Origin of the sequence: Sphingomonas desiccabilis, assembly GCF_004135605.1 — a bacterium.
In the GTDB taxonomy this organism is placed as follows: domain Bacteria; phylum Pseudomonadota; class Alphaproteobacteria; order Sphingomonadales; family Sphingomonadaceae; genus Sphingomonas; species Sphingomonas desiccabilis.
The window spans coordinates 1,708,138-1,724,032 of sequence record NZ_SDPT01000001.1 but is presented as its reverse complement, the minus strand read 5'-3'; the positions used below and the strand labels follow the sequence as shown (position 1 = coordinate 1,724,032).

The 15,895-nt window shown below is 66.8% G+C and carries 10 protein-coding genes; 6 read left to right on the top strand and 4 right to left on the bottom strand.

Annotated elements, in window-relative coordinates:
• From manD to EO081_RS08055, 4 genes are all read left to right on the top strand, one after another.
• Positions 1-1,212, top strand: a complete 1,212-nt coding sequence (gene manD / locus EO081_RS08070) for a D-mannonate dehydratase ManD (protein ID WP_129341321.1) — start codon at positions 1-3, stop codon at positions 1,210-1,212.
• 1 nt (position 1,213) lies between these two features.
• Complete coding sequence (locus EO081_RS08065; protein ID WP_129341320.1) at positions 1,214-2,530, top strand: MFS transporter; 1,317 nt, start codon at positions 1,214-1,216, stop codon at positions 2,528-2,530.
• Positions 2,527-4,200, top strand: coding sequence for a GH35 family beta-galactosidase (locus EO081_RS08060; RefSeq protein WP_129341319.1), 1,674 nt, complete (start codon positions 2,527-2,529; stop codon positions 4,198-4,200). Before EO081_RS08065 ends, EO081_RS08060 begins: the two co-directional genes overlap by 4 nt.
• Positions 4,201-4,379: 179 nt before the next feature.
• Entirely contained in the window at positions 4,380-7,598 is a 3,219-nt protein-coding gene (locus tag EO081_RS08055) for a TonB-dependent receptor (protein WP_240697589.1), read from the top strand.
• A 215-nt stretch (positions 7,599-7,813) separates the two neighbouring features.
• Here the strand turns inward: EO081_RS08055 and EO081_RS08050 are convergent, their stop codons facing one another.
• The 4 genes from EO081_RS08050 to EO081_RS08035 all read right to left on the bottom strand — a co-directional run bounded on the left by EO081_RS08050 (position 7,814) and on the right by EO081_RS08035 (position 13,004).
• Positions 7,814-8,920 carry a Gfo/Idh/MocA family protein gene (locus EO081_RS08050; RefSeq protein ID WP_129341318.1) on the bottom strand — a complete coding sequence of 369 codons (1,107 nt, stop codon included), beginning with the start codon at positions 8,918-8,920 and terminating at the stop codon, positions 7,814-7,816.
• 220 nt (positions 8,921-9,140) lie between these two features.
• Positions 9,141-10,451, bottom strand: coding sequence for a xylose isomerase (gene xylA, locus EO081_RS08045; RefSeq protein ID WP_129341317.1), 1,311 nt, complete (start codon positions 10,449-10,451; stop codon positions 9,141-9,143).
• Entirely contained in the window at positions 10,448-11,890 is a 1,443-nt protein-coding gene (gene xylB, locus EO081_RS08040) for a xylulokinase (protein ID WP_129341316.1), read from the bottom strand. Before xylB ends, xylA begins: the two co-directional genes overlap by 4 nt.
• Positions 11,891-11,897: 7 nt before the next feature.
• Positions 11,898-13,004, bottom strand: coding sequence for a glycoside hydrolase family 43 protein (locus EO081_RS08035; protein WP_129341315.1), 1,107 nt, complete (start codon positions 13,002-13,004; stop codon positions 11,898-11,900).
• A gap of 187 nt (positions 13,005-13,191) precedes the next feature.
• Here EO081_RS08035 and EO081_RS08030 point away from each other — a divergent pair, with 187 nt between their 5' ends.
• Together EO081_RS08030 and EO081_RS08025 are read left to right on the top strand one after the other, a co-directional pair.
• A complete protein-coding gene (locus tag EO081_RS08030) occupies positions 13,192-14,277 on the top strand; it encodes a LacI family DNA-binding transcriptional regulator (protein WP_129341314.1) in 1,086 nt (361 codons plus the stop codon).
• A 130-nt stretch (positions 14,278-14,407) separates the two neighbouring features.
• Positions 14,408-15,844, top strand: a complete 1,437-nt coding sequence (locus EO081_RS08025) for a sugar porter family MFS transporter (protein WP_129341313.1) — start codon at positions 14,408-14,410, stop codon at positions 15,842-15,844.
• Positions 15,845-15,895 lie beyond the last annotated feature (51 nt).

The following is a 15,895-nucleotide window of genomic DNA, read 5'->3' as shown; positions in this document are numbered from 1 at the left end:
ATGCCCAAGATCGTCCATGCCCGCGTCATCGTCACCAGTCCGGGACGCAACTTCGTCACCCTCAAGATCGAGTGCGACGACGGCACGACCGGCGTGGGCGATGCCACGCTCAACGGCCGGGAACTCGCGGTCGCCAGCTACCTCGCCGAGCATGTGGTGCCCTGCCTGATCGGGCGGGAGGCGCACCAGATCGAGGACATCTGGCAATACCTCTACAAGGGTGCCTATTGGCGGCGCGGCCCCGTGACCATGACCGCGATCGCAGCGGTCGACATGGCGCTGTGGGACATCAAGGGCAAGATCGCCGGGCTTCCCGTCTACCAGCTGCTCGGCGGTGCGGCCCGCGAGGGGTGCATGGTCTATGCCCATGCCAACGGAACGACGATCGACGATACGATCGCGGCAGCCAAGGCGGCAATGGACGAGGGGTATCTGGCCGTGCGCCTGCAATGCGGCGTGCCGGGGCTACCCTCCACCTACGGGGTCGCCAAGCACGGCGAGCGCTATGAGCCCGCCGACGCGGACCTGCCGAGCGAAAGCGTCTGGTCGACGTCCAAATATTTGCGCGTCGTGCCGGAGCTGTTCCGGGTCGCGCGGGAGGAGCTCGGCTGGGACGTCCACCTGCTGCACGACATCCACCACCGCCTCACGCCGATCGAGGCGGGGCGGCTCGGCCGGGACCTGGAGCCCTATCGCCCCTTCTGGCTGGAGGATGCGACCCCGGCCGAAAACCAGGACGCCTTCCGCCTGATCCGCCAGCACACCACGGCGCCGCTCGCCGTGGGGGAGATCTTCAACTCGGTCTGGGACTGCAAGGCGCTGATCGAGAACCAGCTGATCGACTATGTCCGGGCGACGGTGGTCCATGCCGGCGGCATCACCCACATGCGCCGGATCGCGGCGCTCGCAGATCTGTATCAGGTCCGCACCGGCAGCCATGGCGCAACCGACCTTAGCCCCATCTGCATGGCAGCGGCGCTGCATTTCGGCCTCTCGATCCCGAACTTCGGTATCCAAGAGCACATGCCGCACACGGAGGAAACGGACCGCGTGTTCCCGCACGCCTATTCCTTCGCCGACGGGCTGATGCACCCCGGCGACGAGCCCGGCCTGGGCGTGGACATCGACGAGGAACTGGCCAGCACCCACGCCTACAAGCGCGCCTTCCTCCCGGTAAACCGGCTGGAGGACGGCACCTTGTGGAGCTGGTGAAGTGAGCGAGTTCAGCGAGGCCGCCGCACAGGCGCCGGAAACCGCCGCGCACGCAGTGCGGCCGCCGCGCGGGCGCATCCGCTGGGTGATCTGCGGACTGCTGTTTACCGCGGTGGTGCTCAGCTACATCGACCGCCTGGTGCTGGGCGTGCTGAAGCCGCAGTTGGAGGGCCTCTACGGCTGGACCAACTCCGGCTATGCCGACATCACCGGCTACTTCCAGGTTTTCTACGGCGTCGGCTTCCTGCTGTTCGGCTGGCTGATCGACCGGGTGGGGCCGCGGTGGGGCTATCTGCTGGCGATGGGCAGTTGGACGGTCGGCCATTTCGCGCAGACGCTGGTCACCTCCACCGCCGGCTTCGTCGTCGCTCGGATCCCGCTCGCCTTCGGTGAGGCGGGGACCTATCCGTCGGCGCTCGCCGCCGCCTCGCAGTGGTTCCCCAAAAAGGAACGCGCGCTCGCGATCGGCATCTTCAACGCCGGCGCCAACGTGGGTGCGGTGGTCACACCGCTGCTCGTCGGCTTCATCGTCGCCGACCTGATCCTCGACTGGCGCTGGGCATTCATCGTGACCGGCCTCTTCAACATCGTCTGGCTCTTCGCCTGGTGGCGCCTCTACCATCCGCCGGGCCGCCATCCGCGCGTCACGACCGAGGAGCGCGCCTGGATCGAGGCGGAGCCCGCCGACGACAGCGGCCGCGCAGGCTTCCTGTCCGTGCTGCGCCATCGGGAAGCCTGGGCCTATATGGCCGGCCGCTTCCTGATCGATCCGGTGTGGTGGACGTTTCTCTTCTGGCTGCCGGACTTCTTCCACACCCGCTACGGTTACGACCTCAAGAGCTTCGGCCCGCCGCTGGTCGCGATCTACATCCTGGCGGACCTGGGCGCGGTCGCCGGCGGCTGGTACTCGTCGCGCCAGCTGAAGCGGGGGGCCTCCGCAGGCAGCGCCCGCAAGCGCGCGATGTTCGTATGCGCGCTGTTCGCCCTGCCGGTGATGTTTGCGGCACAGGCGAGCAGCATCTGGATCGCCGTCGCACTGATCGGCCTCGCCTGCGCGGCGCATCAGGGCTTCTCGACCAATTTGTTCGCGCTGCCGGGGGACCAGTTCCCCCGCTACGCCCAGGGCACATTGATCGGCCTTGGCGGCTTCGCGGGCGCGGTCGGCGGCTTCCTGGCGTCCAAGACCCTGGGTGCGCTGCTCGACAAGGTCGGCAGCTATGGTCCGTTCTTCGTCGCGTGCGGTGTCGCGTACCTGGTCGCGCTGCTGGTCTTCCACCTCCTCAACCCGCGCTACCGCAACGTGAAGATCGCGCAATGAGCCTCCTCCGCCGCGGCCGACCGAACAAGGGAACCGATGTGAAGCATATCGCCGCAAGCCTGGCCGCAACGCTCCTCATCGCCACACCCGCCTTCGCCCAGATGCCGCGGCTCGAGCGGCAGGGCGAGGCGACGCAGCTTGTCGTCGGCGGCAAGCCGATGCTCCTGATCGCCGGGGAACTGAGCAACTCAGCAGCCTCCAGCGCGACCTACATGGCACCGCACTGGGCCAAGCTGCGCGCGATGAACCTCAACACGGTGCTGGCGCCGGTGTCCTGGGAGTTGATCGAGCCCATCGAGGGGCGGTTCGACTGGTCCAGCCTCGATTCCATGATCCGAGAAGCGCGTGCGAACGACCTGAAGCTCGTCCTGCTCTGGTTCGGCGCCTACAAGAACTCCATGTCCACCTATGTGCCTGGGTGGGTGAAGCGCGATCAGGCGCGCTTCCCGCGGGCAGGGCTGCCCAACGGCCAGTCGGTCGAGATCCTGTCAACGTTCGGGGAGGAGATGATCCGTGCGGATGCGCGTGCCTATGCGGCGATGCTGGCGCATCTCAAGGCGATCGACGGGGACCGGAACACCGTCGTGATGGTGCAGGTGGAGAACGAGATCGGCATGCTCCCGGTGGCGCGGGACTATTCGCCCGCTGCCAATGCAGCCTTCGCGCAGCCGGTGCCCGCAGAGCTCACCAGCTATCTGGTCCAGCACCGCGACGCGCTGGTGCCGGAGATGAAGGCGATGTGGCTGGAGCGGGGCGCCCGCACGCAAGGCAGCTGGACGGAGCTGTTCGGCGACGGCGATGCCGCGGCGGAGGTATTCACCGCGTGGCACTATGCCCGCTTCGCCGATGCGCTCGCCCGTGCGGGCAAGGCCGCTTATGCGCTGCCCATGTACGTGAACGTGGCGCTCAACCGTCCGGGACGCGCCCCCGGACAATATCCGAGCGGCGGCCCGTTGCCGCACCTGATCGACGTGTGGAAGGCAGGGGCGCCTTCGATCGACCTGCTCGCGCCCGACATCTACTTCTCGAACTTCACCCAGATCGTCGATCGCTATCATCGGCCCGACAATCCGCTGTTCGTGCCCGAGGCGCACAACGCCGACAATCCGGTCGTGCCGGCGAACGCCTTTTACGCCTTTGGCGAGCGGGACGCGATCGGCTTCGGGCCGTTCTCGATCGACTCCGTGGACGATGCGCCGGGGCAACTCGGGGCGGCATATGGCGTGCTTCGCCAGCTCCAGCCACACATCCTGCAGGCGCAGGGTAGCGACCGGATCGCCGGCTTCAAGCCGCGGCAGCGCTACGACGACTCGCTCGACTACGAGCCGCAGGTCCGGCGGATGGGCAACTACCGCTTCACCGTGGCATTCGCCGACATCGAGCGCCCCGCCATGACGCCGGAGACCGCCGGCTATGGGGGGATGGTGATCCAGACCGGGGCGGACGAATATCTGATCGCGGGGCAGGGGATCACGGTGACCTTCGCGGGTGCGGGTGAGGGGCCGTCGCTCGCCGGGATCGAGCGCGCAGAGGAAGGCACGTTTGCATCCGACGGCCGCTGGGTGGCCGGACGCCTGCTGAACGGCGATCAGACGCATCAGGGGCGCCATATCCGCTTGCCTGCCGGCGAGTGGGGCATTCAGAAGGTGCGATTGTACCGCTACCGGTAGCTTCTGGGCGCCGCGGAAAATGGTCGCTGGCGTGGCGCTAAGGTCACACTGATCTACAATGCGAACATCGGTAGCATAGCTTGGATAATCGCGCTTGCGCTGGTTAGCGCTACCAGTAAAGCAGGGCATATCCAGAAACGAGGGCGGTTCACGCCCCGGCTTCATTGGGAGAGGAACGCATGGGCACGTCATCGATTCGCCGCACGGGCGGCTTCGCCGCTCTTTTGCTCACCACCGTCGCATGGCCGGCAATGGCCCAGACGCAAGGTGAGCCCACCGCATCTTCGTCGAGCAGCGCCACCATCGAGGCAGGTGCGCCGACCCAGGACGGCGCCGGACAGACGCAGCCTACTGCCATCGACGATGCGGCGCAGGCGCCTGCAGATCCGTCGGCGACCGGCAACGAAGACATCGTCGTCACCGGCTATCGCGCGTCGCTTCAGAGCCAGACCAACGCCAAGCGCAATTCGATCGGCTTCACCGACACGATCTTCGCCGAGGACATCGGCAAGTTCCCGGACACCAACATTGCGGAGTCGGTGAACCGCATTCCTGGCGTCACCATCAGCCGCGAAGTCACTGGCGAAGGCGCCAACGTCGCGATCCGCGGTCTGGGCACCAACTTCACCCGCGTGCTGCTGAACGGCGCACCGGTCGCCATCGCGTCGGTGCGGTTCGATGCGCAGAGCACCAACCGCGAGGTCGATCTCGACCTGATCCCGACGGAGCTGTTCACGCAGCTGACCGTCAGCAAGTCGCCCACCGCCAGCCAGATCGAGGGTGGCGCGGCCGGGACCGTGAACCTGCGCTCGGCTCGGCCCTTCGACAATCCGAAGCCCTATGTCAGCTACGGTCTGCAGGGCTCCAAGGTGAGCTCGGCCGACAAGTGGGGCTATCGCGGGCACGTCCTGGCGAGCGCGACGTTCGGCGACTTCGGCATCCTGGTCGGCGGTGCGGCGGTCAAGAACCGCTTTCGCGTCGACGGCTTCGAGACGATCGGCTGGACCAACCCGAACCTGACTGCGGCCCAGAGCAGCAGCCCGACGCGCAACAACACCGGCGGCGGCAACTGGACCATCCCGGGCACCGTCCCGGTCAATGCGGGCAACGGCCTGACGGCTGGTACGGTGATCGACCAGGCATTCCTCCTCGCCAATAATCCAGGCGCCACGATCGAGCAAATCGACAACGGCCTGCTGCCGCGCCTCGGCCGCCCGCGTACCGAGATCGGCGAACGCACCCGCTACAATGGCCTGGTGTCGGTGGAATGGCGGCCGAGCGATGCGCTGCACTTCTATGTCGACGGCATGTACGCCAAGCGGGACACCGACTTCCAGCGCTCGGCAATGAACTGGGCGGTGCGCAATGGCGCCGCCATCCCGCTCAACACCACCTATGACAAGTCCGACTGTTCCGACGGCTGCACCGTCACCAGCGGGACCTACGCCAATTCGCAGTTCTTCCTCGAGTTCCGCCCATACAAGGACCGGCAGGATTACTGGGGCGTCAACCCCGGTATGGAGTTCGTCGTCAACGACTTCATCAAGGGCGACCTGCAGGCGAACTACACGAAGAGCAACTTTCGTCGGGAAAGCCCGACCGTTCTCGTCATCACGCCCCCTAACAGCGGCGTTACGGTGGACTACACCAACGACGGCGGCATCCCGGACATCTCGACCAACATCGATTTGAACGATCCGAGCCGCTTCGGCTGGGCTGGCGGCGGCCGCCTGAACCTCAACGGCGAAGAGCGCGAGACCGAGACCAAGGGCGTCCGCGGCAGCCTGTTGTTCGGCGATGAGTCGCGCTTCAGCGTCCGGGTCGGCGCGGCCTATGACGACACCAGCCGGCGGATCACGCCGTTCGACAACACCAACCCGTGGCAGGCGGCGGTTTGCGGCAACAATCCCAATGTCGTCCTGCCCGGCCCGAACCGTCAGCCGGTCTGCGACGGTGCCAACCTGCCCGGCACGGCGACGCCTCCGGGCTATCCGCCCTATCTGGGCTATGGCACCGGCTTCTCGGCCGGATTGCCGCCGCTCAGCTATGGCGGTTCGGTCGTCCCGACTGCGGCGGTCCCCGGCTTCCTGATGCCCACGGGCGCCGGCTTCGTCACGGTGGACTGGGAAAGGTTCAAGGACGCGACCGGCTATGAAGAGTTGCTCGCCGGCGCGACGGAGACCGGTTCGGGCAGCAGCGGCGCGAACGGCGGCCTGATCCGGGAGAAGGTCACCGGTACCTTTGCCGAGATGAACGGCGTCTTCGACGTGCGGGATGGCGACACGCTTCGCGTGAACGGCGGCATCCGCTACGTTCGCACCGACCAGCGCGTGGGCGGCCGGACGACCCTGCCGAACCCGTTGAACGTTCGCGACGGCGTGACCTGCCCGGGTGAGAGCCCGACGTTCGTGCTCGACGGTTCGTGTTACCCCACGATCGTGAACTTCGCGCGGACGCAGCGCGTCTATTCGAACTTCCTGCCGTCGGCGAGCCTCGCCTACAGCTTTGGCAACAAAGCGGTGGCGCGTGCCTCGATCTCCCGCACGATGACCCGTCCCGATCCCAACCAGCTGTTGCCCGGCGCGAGCTTCACCTCGCCGTCGGCGGACGTCGGTACGCTCGGGAACAACGCGCTCAACCCGTATATCTCGGACAACATCGATCTGGGGTTCGAGTATTACACGGGCGGGGAAGGCGTGATCGCGTTTGCGGCGTTCCGCAAGTCGATCACCGGTTTCACGGTCAACGGCCTCACCACGGTGCCGTTCTCGACGCTGGCACCGTTTGGGATCACCTTCGCGTCGCTCACGGCTGCGCAGCAGCAGGCCCTGATCGATCGCGCCGGCCCGGCAGGTATCCGGCCTGAAGAGGTTCCGATCCAGATCCAGCAGCAGGTGAACGCGGACGGGAAGCTCAAGGTCAACGGCCTCGAGTTCCAGGTCACCCAGCCGCTCGACTTCGTCACGCGCCTGGTTGGCGTCGAGGGCTTCGGCGTGCAGGGCAATCTGACCCTGATCGATCAGCGCGGCGAAGGAACAGTCGCGCCGGTCGCTCTGGGCGTCTCGCCGACCACCTACACGCTGACCGGCTATTATGAAGGAAACGGCCTGTCGGCGCGCCTGACCTATACCTACAACGAAGGTTCGGTGAACTCGGGCTTGAACCAGAACAGTATCCCGGATGCGGCGATCATCGGTCGCAACTACGGCCAGCTCGACTTCTCGGGGAACATCGATCTCGGCAAGATCCTCGGCAACGACTATCTGCCGACGGTCGTGGTGAACGTGATCAACATCAACAAGGAAGCACAGAGCTCGTACTTCCAGTTCCCGAACGCGACGTTCAACGAATATAATCCGGGCCGAACCGTCCTGGTGGGTGTGCGCGGACGCTTCTAAGGCGCCAAAGCACAAGCAGGAACGCGCAACGCCGCCCTTCGGGGCGGCGTTGTCGTTTGTGGCGAAGGTCCGGAACGCATCCTCGGCCACGCACATCATCGATCGAAGCCGCGCACAAGGAATCGCCGGCCGCAGTGCGGCCGACGCTATGAAGCCGTTGTTCGGATGGACCCCGCGCTGTGCCAGAGGCGGCGCGGGCCCGTAGCGCTAGGCGATCACGCCCGGCCGTCGAGGCGGATCGTCCGTCCTTCCCGCGCGGAGCGATAGATGGCCTCGACGATGCGCATGTCGCGCAGGCCTTCCTCGCCCGACACGATCGGCTCCCGGCCGGTGCGAACGCACTGGACGAGATGATCGAGCTGCCCCGCGAACTGCGTCTTGCCCGGCCCGGGGGGCGCGGTCACCTCGCGCTCGCGGCCGTCGCGGCCCAGCCACATGCGGTTGCCCTCGTATCGGGTCGCCGGCTCCAGCTCGATCCGGCCCTTGTCGCCCATCAGCAGGATGTGGTTCTGGTTGGCACTGTACATCGACTGGCAGCTGGCGATCGCCCCCGAAGGGAATTCGAGCGTCCAGTCGATGATGTCCTCGACCTCGGTAAAGCGCGGATCGCTGCGGTCGGTCGATTCCCGCGCGGTGACCGCCACGGGTTCCTCGCCCGTCATGTAGCGCGCCGCCTGCAGGCTGTAGACGCCCATGTCCATCAGTGAGCCGCCGCCCGACAGGCTCTTCTTCAGGCGCCACGCGGACGGGTCGCCCTGCACGAAGCCGTGCTCGGACCGTACGTAGCGGATCTTCCCCGCCTCGCCGGCGCGCGCCAGTCGCATCGCTTCCAGGTTGAACGGCTCGAAGTGGGACCGATAGCCGATCATCAGCTTGCGGTCCGCGGCCTTGCAGGCAGCGATCATCGCTTCGCATTCGGCGACGGATGTCGCCATCGGCTTTTCGCACATCACGTGCTTGCCCGCCTTGGCGGCGCGGATCGTATATTCGGCGTGCAGGGAATTGGGCAGGCAGACATAGACGATGTCCACGTCGGGATTGTCGCGGATGGTGTCGAAGTTCGCGTAGGAGTAGATGGAGCGCGCGGGCAGGCCGTGTTCGGCCGCGACGCGCTTCGCCTTGGCGGGGTCGCCGCTCACGACGGCCGCCAGGCGGCTGTGCTGGCAATTGGCGAACTGCGGGATGATGATCTGCTGGCCGTAATAGCCGAGCCCGACGATGGCGTAGCCGAGCGGGCGGTTCGGGCGATCTGCCGCGAAGGCACGGGGGCTCAGTGCGAGTGCGGCGGCCGAAAGGATAAGATCGCGTCGTGCAACGTCCATAGCAGGCTCCCTGGCGTTCGGGTCGATCGATCGGGAAGGCGTACGCACGAGCGCAAAGCTATCTGGACAATCAGGTGTCGCGTCGCGGCGTGTCCTTGGGCATCAGGCTTCGGGATGAAGCTAGCAGCATTGCGGCCGCACGGAAGAGGGGCGTGCCGGTCCGGCACGAATGTGGGTCGGCCCTGCGAACCGAGCGGGGCCCGGCTCGCAGGGGGCCGTGTCAGATGAAGCGGTTGATGAGGTTCTCGATCCGCTCCTGGCGGCCCGAGCGCGGCTGCGGGTCGATCGACTGCTCGACGGCCAGGTCCGCGATGGCGGCCAGGTCGAGACCGGCGATCTTTTCGCCGAACGCACCAGTCCAGCCGGCGTAGCGTTCCGCCTTGATCGCATCCAGGCGGCCGTCCTCGATCAGGGCTGCGGCATTCAGCAGGCCCTTGGCCACCACGTCGATCCCGCCGATATGCCCGTAGAAGAGATCGGCGGCGTCCATCGACTGACGGCGAACCTTGGCGTCGAAGTTGAAGCCGCCGGTGGTGAAGCCTCCGGCGCGCAGGATCTCCAGCATCGCCAGCGTCATTTCCTCGACCGAGTTCGGGAATTGATCCGTGTCCCAGCCGTTCTGCGGATCGCCGCGGTTGGCGTCGATCGAGCCGAAGATGCCGAGCGCACCGGCCGTCGCGATCTCGTGCTCGAAGGTGTGACCGGACAGCGTGGCGTGGTTCGCCTCGATGTTGACGCGGACCTCGTTCTCCAGGCCGTAGCGCTTCAGGAACCCGTACACCGTCGCCGTGTCGAAGTCGTACTGGTGCTTGGTCGGCTCATGCGGCTTCGGCTCGATCAGGATCGTGCCGGTGAAGCCGATCTTGTGCTTGTGCTCGACCACCAGGTTGAGGAAGCGGCCGAGGTTGTCGAGCTCGCGCTTCAGGTCGGTGTTGAGCAGCGTTTCATAGCCCTCGCGGCCGCCCCACAGCACATAGTTGGTGCCGCCCAGCCGGTGCGTCGCTTCCAGCGCGTCGCGGACCTGCATCGCGCCGAACGCGAACACTTCCGGATCCGGGTTGGTCGCGCCGCCGGCTGCATAGCGGGGGTGGCTGAACAGGTTGGCGGTGCCCCAGAGCAGCTTGCGGCCCGAGGACGCCTGCAGCTTCTCGAGGTGGTCGACGGCTTCGGCGAAATAGCGGCGGTGCTCGGCAACGTTGCCGGCGTCCGCCATCACGTCGACGTCGTGGAAGCAGTAGAAGGGAACGTCGAGCTTCTGGAAGAAGTCGAACGCCACCTCGCGCTTCTGCGCCGCTGCGTTGCTGTCGTTCGCGCCGCGATGCCAGGGGCGATTGAAGGTGCCGCCACCGAACACGTCGCTGCCGGGCCAGCAGAAGGTGTGCCAGAAGCAGGCGGCGAAGCGCAGATGCTCCTCCATCGTCTTGCCGAGCACGACGCGGTTTTTGTCATAGAAGCGATAGGCGAGTTCGTTCTCGCTATCGGGACCCTCGTAGCGGATCTGGGGAATGTCGGCGAAGAACTCGGCCATCACAGGTTCCTTATGCGGGGATAGGCGTCGCGGAAGGTGGCGCGCTTGGGGGCCAGGCGCTCGACGAGCGCTGGATCGGGTTCGATGACGTGGGACACCGGGGGCGGCTGGCAGATGTCGGATGCCGAGCCGCCGTCCACCGCGAGCTGCGCCAGTCGCGCGGCGCCAAGCGCCGGGCCGACCTCGCCGCCTTGCAGGTAGACGAGCGTCACGTCCATGGCTGCCGCAAGCGTCTCGCCCCAGTAGCGGGAGCGGGCGCCGCCTCCGATCACCGACAGGCGATCGATGGTGGTGCCGGCCTCGCGCAGGACGCGGACGCCGTCGGCGAGCGCAAAGCCGACGCCTTCCAGCACCGCCTGCGACAGCCGTTCCGGGCTGGTGTCATGGTCGAGCCGCAGGAACGCACCGCGCACCTGCGCATCGTTGTGCGGCGTCCGCTCACCGGAGAGATAGGGGAGGAAGATCTCCGGTCCGGACGCCGGCCCGGCGCGTTCGGCGCGGGCGAACAGGTCGGCGGCACCGGCGGCGCCGGTCAGACGCGCCACCCAGTCGATGCAGGCCGCCGCCGACAGGTGTACGGCCATCTGGTGCCACATGCCGGGCACACAGTGGCAGAAGGCATGCACCGCACCGGCGACATTGGGCCGGAAGGCGTCCGTCGCCACGAAGATGACGCCCGACGTGCCAAGCGAGAGCAGGGCGTCGCCGTCGCGCACGGCGCCGACACCCGCGGCACCCGCGGCATTGTCTCCGCCGCCGCCGGCGACCGGTACCTCGGCCATGCCCCACAGGGACGCGATCTCCGGCAGCAGCCGGCCGGCGATGTCGCTCCCCTCGACCAGCTGCGGCATCTGCGCCTCGGTAAGGCCGGTCGCCGCCAGCAGCGCGTCGCTCCACCGGCGCCCGGCGACGTCGAGCCACAAGGTGCCGGCGGAATCCGACATGTCGGACGCCTTTTCGCCGGTCATCTTCAGCCGGACATAGTCCTTGGGCAGCAGCACCGTCGCGATGCGGTCGAACACTGCGGGCTCATGGTGGCGGAGCCACTGGAGCTTGGGTGCCGTGAAACCGGGCATCGCCAGATTGCCGGCGATCGCATGCAGATCCGCAACCGCTGCCTCAAGCTCGCCGCACTCGGCATGCGACCGGCCGTCGTTCCAGAGGATCGCCGGTCGCAGCGGCGTGTCGTCCGCGCCGAGGACCGTCGCGCCGTGCATCTGCCCGGCAAGGCCGATGCCCCGCACCGCGCGCCGCACCGCCGGGTCGATCGCCTGCACCGCGGCCGTGGTGGCATGCCACCAGGCGTCGGGGTCCTGCTCCGACCAGAGCGGCTGGGGCCGCTGGACGCTGAGCGCGGCGGTACCCTGACCGGCCACCGCGCCGTGCTCGTCCAGCACCACGGCCTTTACGCCGGAGGTGCCGATATCGATGCCTAGAAACATGGGCCGGTCAGTCCTTGAACGGGTCGATCAGCTGGATCGTGCCGTCCGGATTGAAGGTCAACTCGGTCACCTTGGTCGAACGGAGGTGGTTCTTATCCGACAGCTGGGTGTCGTGGTAGAACAGCCACCAGCGGCCCTGGAATTCGACGATCGAGTGGTGCGACGTCCAGCCCTGCACCGGCTTCAGGATATGGCCGGTGTAGCGGAACGGGCCGTAGGGCGAGTCGCCGATCGCGTAGTTCAGGAAGTGCGTGTCGCCGGTGGAGTAGGTGAAGTAGTATTTGCCACTGCGCTTGAACGTCCATGCGGCCTCGAAGAAGCGACGGTCGTGGTCGCCGCCCAGGACGGGCTTGCCGGCCTCGTCCAAGATGACGACGTCACGCGGGGTTTCGGCGAACTGTTTCATGTCGGCGGACATGCGGGCGATCTTGGGTGCGATCGCGGGCTTGTCGTCCTGCTTCAGGTCGGTGTCACCACCGTTCGGATCATAGCGTCCCGTCGTCCAGCGCTGGAGCTGGCCGCCCCAGATGCCCCCGAAGTACATGTAGCTTGCGCCGTCCGTGTCGGTGAAGACGGCCGGGTCGATGGAGTAGCTGCCGCGGATCGGCTCCTTCTCGGCCTTGAACGGCCCGGTCGGAGACTTGGACGTCGCGACGCCGATGCGGAAGACGCCTTGTTTGTCGCGCGCCGGCATGTAGAGATAATAGGTGCCGTTCTTGTATGCAGCGTCCGGCGCCCAGGTCTGCTTAGAGGCCCAGGGAATGTCCTTCACGTCGATCGCGACCGGATGCACCGTCACCGGGCCGCCGACGCGATCCATGCTCAGCACGTGATAGTCGTGCATGGCATATTGGTTGCCCAGGTCGTCGTTGGGGATCCCCGCATCGACGTCGTGGCTGGGATAGACGTAGAGCTTGCCGTTGAAGACGTGCGCCGAAGGATCGGCGAAGAACTTGTCGGTTACCAGCGGCTGCGCCAAGTAGCGCCGACCCTCCGGGCTGCGAGCCTCGGCCTGCGCCGTGTGCTGGGCGGGGGTGTGCGATTGCGCGGCGGCAAGCGTGGCCGTGGCAGCGATGGCCGCGGTCGCGAGACAGAGTTGTAGGCGCAGGCGCATTCAGGCTCTCCTTCCTCTTTTCGGACCTTCTTGCGAGGCCTCGGGCCGGTTCTCGGCCTAGATAGCGCTACCATATTGCGGGAATCCGCGGCCTGCAAGGACATTGCGCATGCGTGTGGGTCTTGCCGATCCTGCGGCTTGCGTTCATGCCTGCGCTTTCCCGAACCTGGAATGCGCCAACCGCCCCATGGACTCCATAGCCGCCGCACCGACACGTTCCTCCCGCCGCGCAGGGTCGGCCCCGACGATCAGCGACGTCGCCAAACGCGCCGGGGTTTCTCCCATGACCGTTTCGCGCGTCATCAACGGCGAGGCTAACGTCCGGCCGGCGACCCGGGATGCCGTCAATGCGGCCATTTCCGCGCTCAACTATGCGCCCAACCGGGCCGCCCGCAGCCTGGCCGGGGCAGGGCAGGTCCGGATCGGCCTCTTGTACAGCAATCCCAGCGCGGGCTTCCTCAGCGAGTTCCTGCTCGGCAGTCTGGACCAGGCAAGCCGCAGCGACGTGCAGATCGTGGTGGAGCGGTGCGAACTCGGCGAACACGAGCTCGAAGTCGCGCAGCATCTGGTGCGCGGCGGTATCGACGGCATCATCCTTCCGCCTCCCTTGTGCGAGGCGCCGGCGCTGCTCTCGCTGCTACGCTCGGCGCGGATCCCGACGGTCGCCGTCGCGACCGGGGTTCCTGCCGAGAACCAGCTGGCGATCCGCATCGACGATCGCGAGGCTGCGGCGATGATGACGCGGCACATCATGGAGCTTGGGCATCGCCGCATCGGCTTCATTGCCGGCAATCCCAACCTTTCCGCCAGTGCCCAGCGGCTCGAGGGATTCCGGGAAGCGCTGGCCGCGGCAGGCATGGCCGAGGACCCGGCGCTGATCGTCGACGGCCTGTTCACCTATCGCTCCGGCCTGGATGCGGCCGAGCAACTGCTGGACCTGGCGGAGCCGCCGACCGCAATCTTCTCGTCCAACGACGACATGGCGGCAGCAACGGTGGCGATCGCCCATCGCCGCGGCCTCGACGTGCCCGGCGACCTTACCGTCTGCGGATTCGACGACACCACGCTTGCGACCGCCATCTGGCCGGAGCTGACCACCATCCACCAGCCGATCGCCGACATGGCGCGCGCAGCTGTGGAACTGCTGGTCGCCACCCTCCGCCAGCAGAAGCACCTCGATGGTGCCGCCGAGCAGCAGGTTCTCGATTTCACGCTGATCCGCCGCCAATCGGATGCACCGCCGCGCCGCCGTCCGCGCGCGCTCGGCGCTTGACGGCGGGCTGCAAGTTGATAGCGATAACACGGTAAGGCGGACAGGCATATGCGCCAACTCGCGGTCATGGCCGCGAGGAGCAGAAGCCGCCGACAGCATCAATCCGGCGTGGGCCGGGCGAGGAGAGACGATGACCGACAGCGTAAGGGGACCGGGGCCGGGAGGGGCGGGCATCGCCACCAACCACGGCTTTATTGCCGCAATCGTCGCGGTGGCGACGATCGGCGGCTTCATGTTCGGCTATGATTCGGGCGTGATCAACGGAACGCAGAAGGGGCTTGAGTCGGCGTTCGACCTCGGCCGCCTGGGCATCGGCGTGAACGTCGGCGCCATCCTTGTGGGTTCCGCCATCGGCGCTTTCGGCGCGGGACGGCTGGCCGACGCGATCGGTCGCCGCAACGTCATGATGCTGTCGGCGGTGCTGTTCCTAGTGAGCGCCGTGCTTGCAGGGGCGGCCAACGGCTCGGTCGTGTTCATCCTGGCCCGCATCGTCGGTGGCCTGGGCGTCGGTGCCGCCAGCGTCATCTCACCGGTCTATATTTCGGAAGTCACGCCCGCTTCGATCCGTGGCCGGCTTTCGAGCGTGCAGCAGGTGATGATCATCACGGGCCTGACGGGCGCGTTCGTCGCCAACTTCGTGCTGGCGCGCTATGCCGGTGGGTCGACGTCCGAGTTCTGGCTCGGCTTCCCGGCCTGGCGCTGGATGTTCTGGCTGCAGGCCATCCCGGCGGCCATCTATCTGCTGGCGCTGCTCGTCATTCCGGAAAGCCCGCGCTTTCTGGTAGCCAAGGGGCGTGATGCGGATGCGCATGCGGTGCTCACCCGCCTGTTCGGCAGTGCCGAGGCCGATCGCAAGGTGGTCGAGATCCGCAACTCGCTCGCGGCCGACCATCACAAGCCTAAGCTGTCGGACCTCCGCGACAAGGCGACCGGCAAGATCCGTCCCATCCTGTGGGCGGGTATCGGCCTTGCGGTCTTCCAGCAGCTCGTCGGCATCAACGTCGTCTTCTACTACGGCGCCGTGCTGTGGGAGGCGGTCGGCTTCACCGAGGACAACGCGCTCCAGATCAACATCCTGTCGGGCGTGCTGTCGATCGCAGCCTGCCTGTTCACGATTGCGACGGTGGATCGCATCGGGCGCAAGCCGCTGCTGCTCGTCGGCTCGGCCGGCATGGCCGTCACGCTCGCGATCGTGGCCTACGCCTTTTCGACCGCGGTCACCGATGCGTCCGGCGCCGTTTCGCTGCCGGGCCACAACGGCCTGATCGCGCTGGTCGCGGCGAACCTCTACGTGATCTTCTTCAATGCCAGCTGGGGCCCCGTGATGTGGGTGATGCTGGGTGAGATGTTCCCGAACCAGATCCGCGGTTCCGGCCTGGCGGTCTCGGGCTTTGCGCAGTGGATCGCCAATGCGGCGATCTCGGTGAGCTTCCCGGCGCTTGCCGTCTCGCCGGGCCTGGCCGTCACCTACTTCGGCTATGCGTTCTTTGCGGCAGTGTCGTTCTTCTTCGTGAAGGCGATGGTGAACGAGACCCGTGGCCGCGAGCTGGAGGACATGGCGGGCTAAGCCCCCGTTCGCCAGAAGACGCATAAAAGGCGGGAGTACCACACCGGTACT

What these genes read in the sequence shown, in the direction of transcription:
- manD (WP_129341321.1), top strand. Translation starts at nt 1, where the DNA reads ATGCCCAAGATCGTCCATGCCCGCGTCATCGTCACCAGTCCGGGACGC.
- EO081_RS08060 (WP_129341319.1), top strand. Translation starts at nt 2,527, where the DNA reads ATGAGCCTCCTCCGCCGCGGCCGACCGAACAAGGGAACCGATGTGAAG.
- EO081_RS08055 (WP_240697589.1), top strand. Translation starts at nt 4,380, where the DNA reads ATGGGCACGTCATCGATTCGCCGCACGGGCGGCTTCGCCGCTCTTTTG.
- EO081_RS08050 (WP_129341318.1), bottom strand. Translation starts at nt 8,920, where the DNA reads ATGGACGTTGCACGACGCGATCTTATCCTTTCGGCCGCCGCACTCGCA.
- xylB (WP_129341316.1), bottom strand. Translation starts at nt 11,890, where the DNA reads ATGTTTCTAGGCATCGATATCGGCACCTCCGGCGTAAAGGCCGTGGTG.
- EO081_RS08035 (WP_129341315.1), bottom strand. Translation starts at nt 13,004, where the DNA reads ATGCGCCTGCGCCTACAACTCTGTCTCGCGACCGCGGCCATCGCTGCC.
- EO081_RS08030 (WP_129341314.1), top strand. Translation starts at nt 13,192, where the DNA reads ATGGACTCCATAGCCGCCGCACCGACACGTTCCTCCCGCCGCGCAGGG.
- EO081_RS08025 (WP_129341313.1), top strand. Translation starts at nt 14,408, where the DNA reads ATGACCGACAGCGTAAGGGGACCGGGGCCGGGAGGGGCGGGCATCGCC.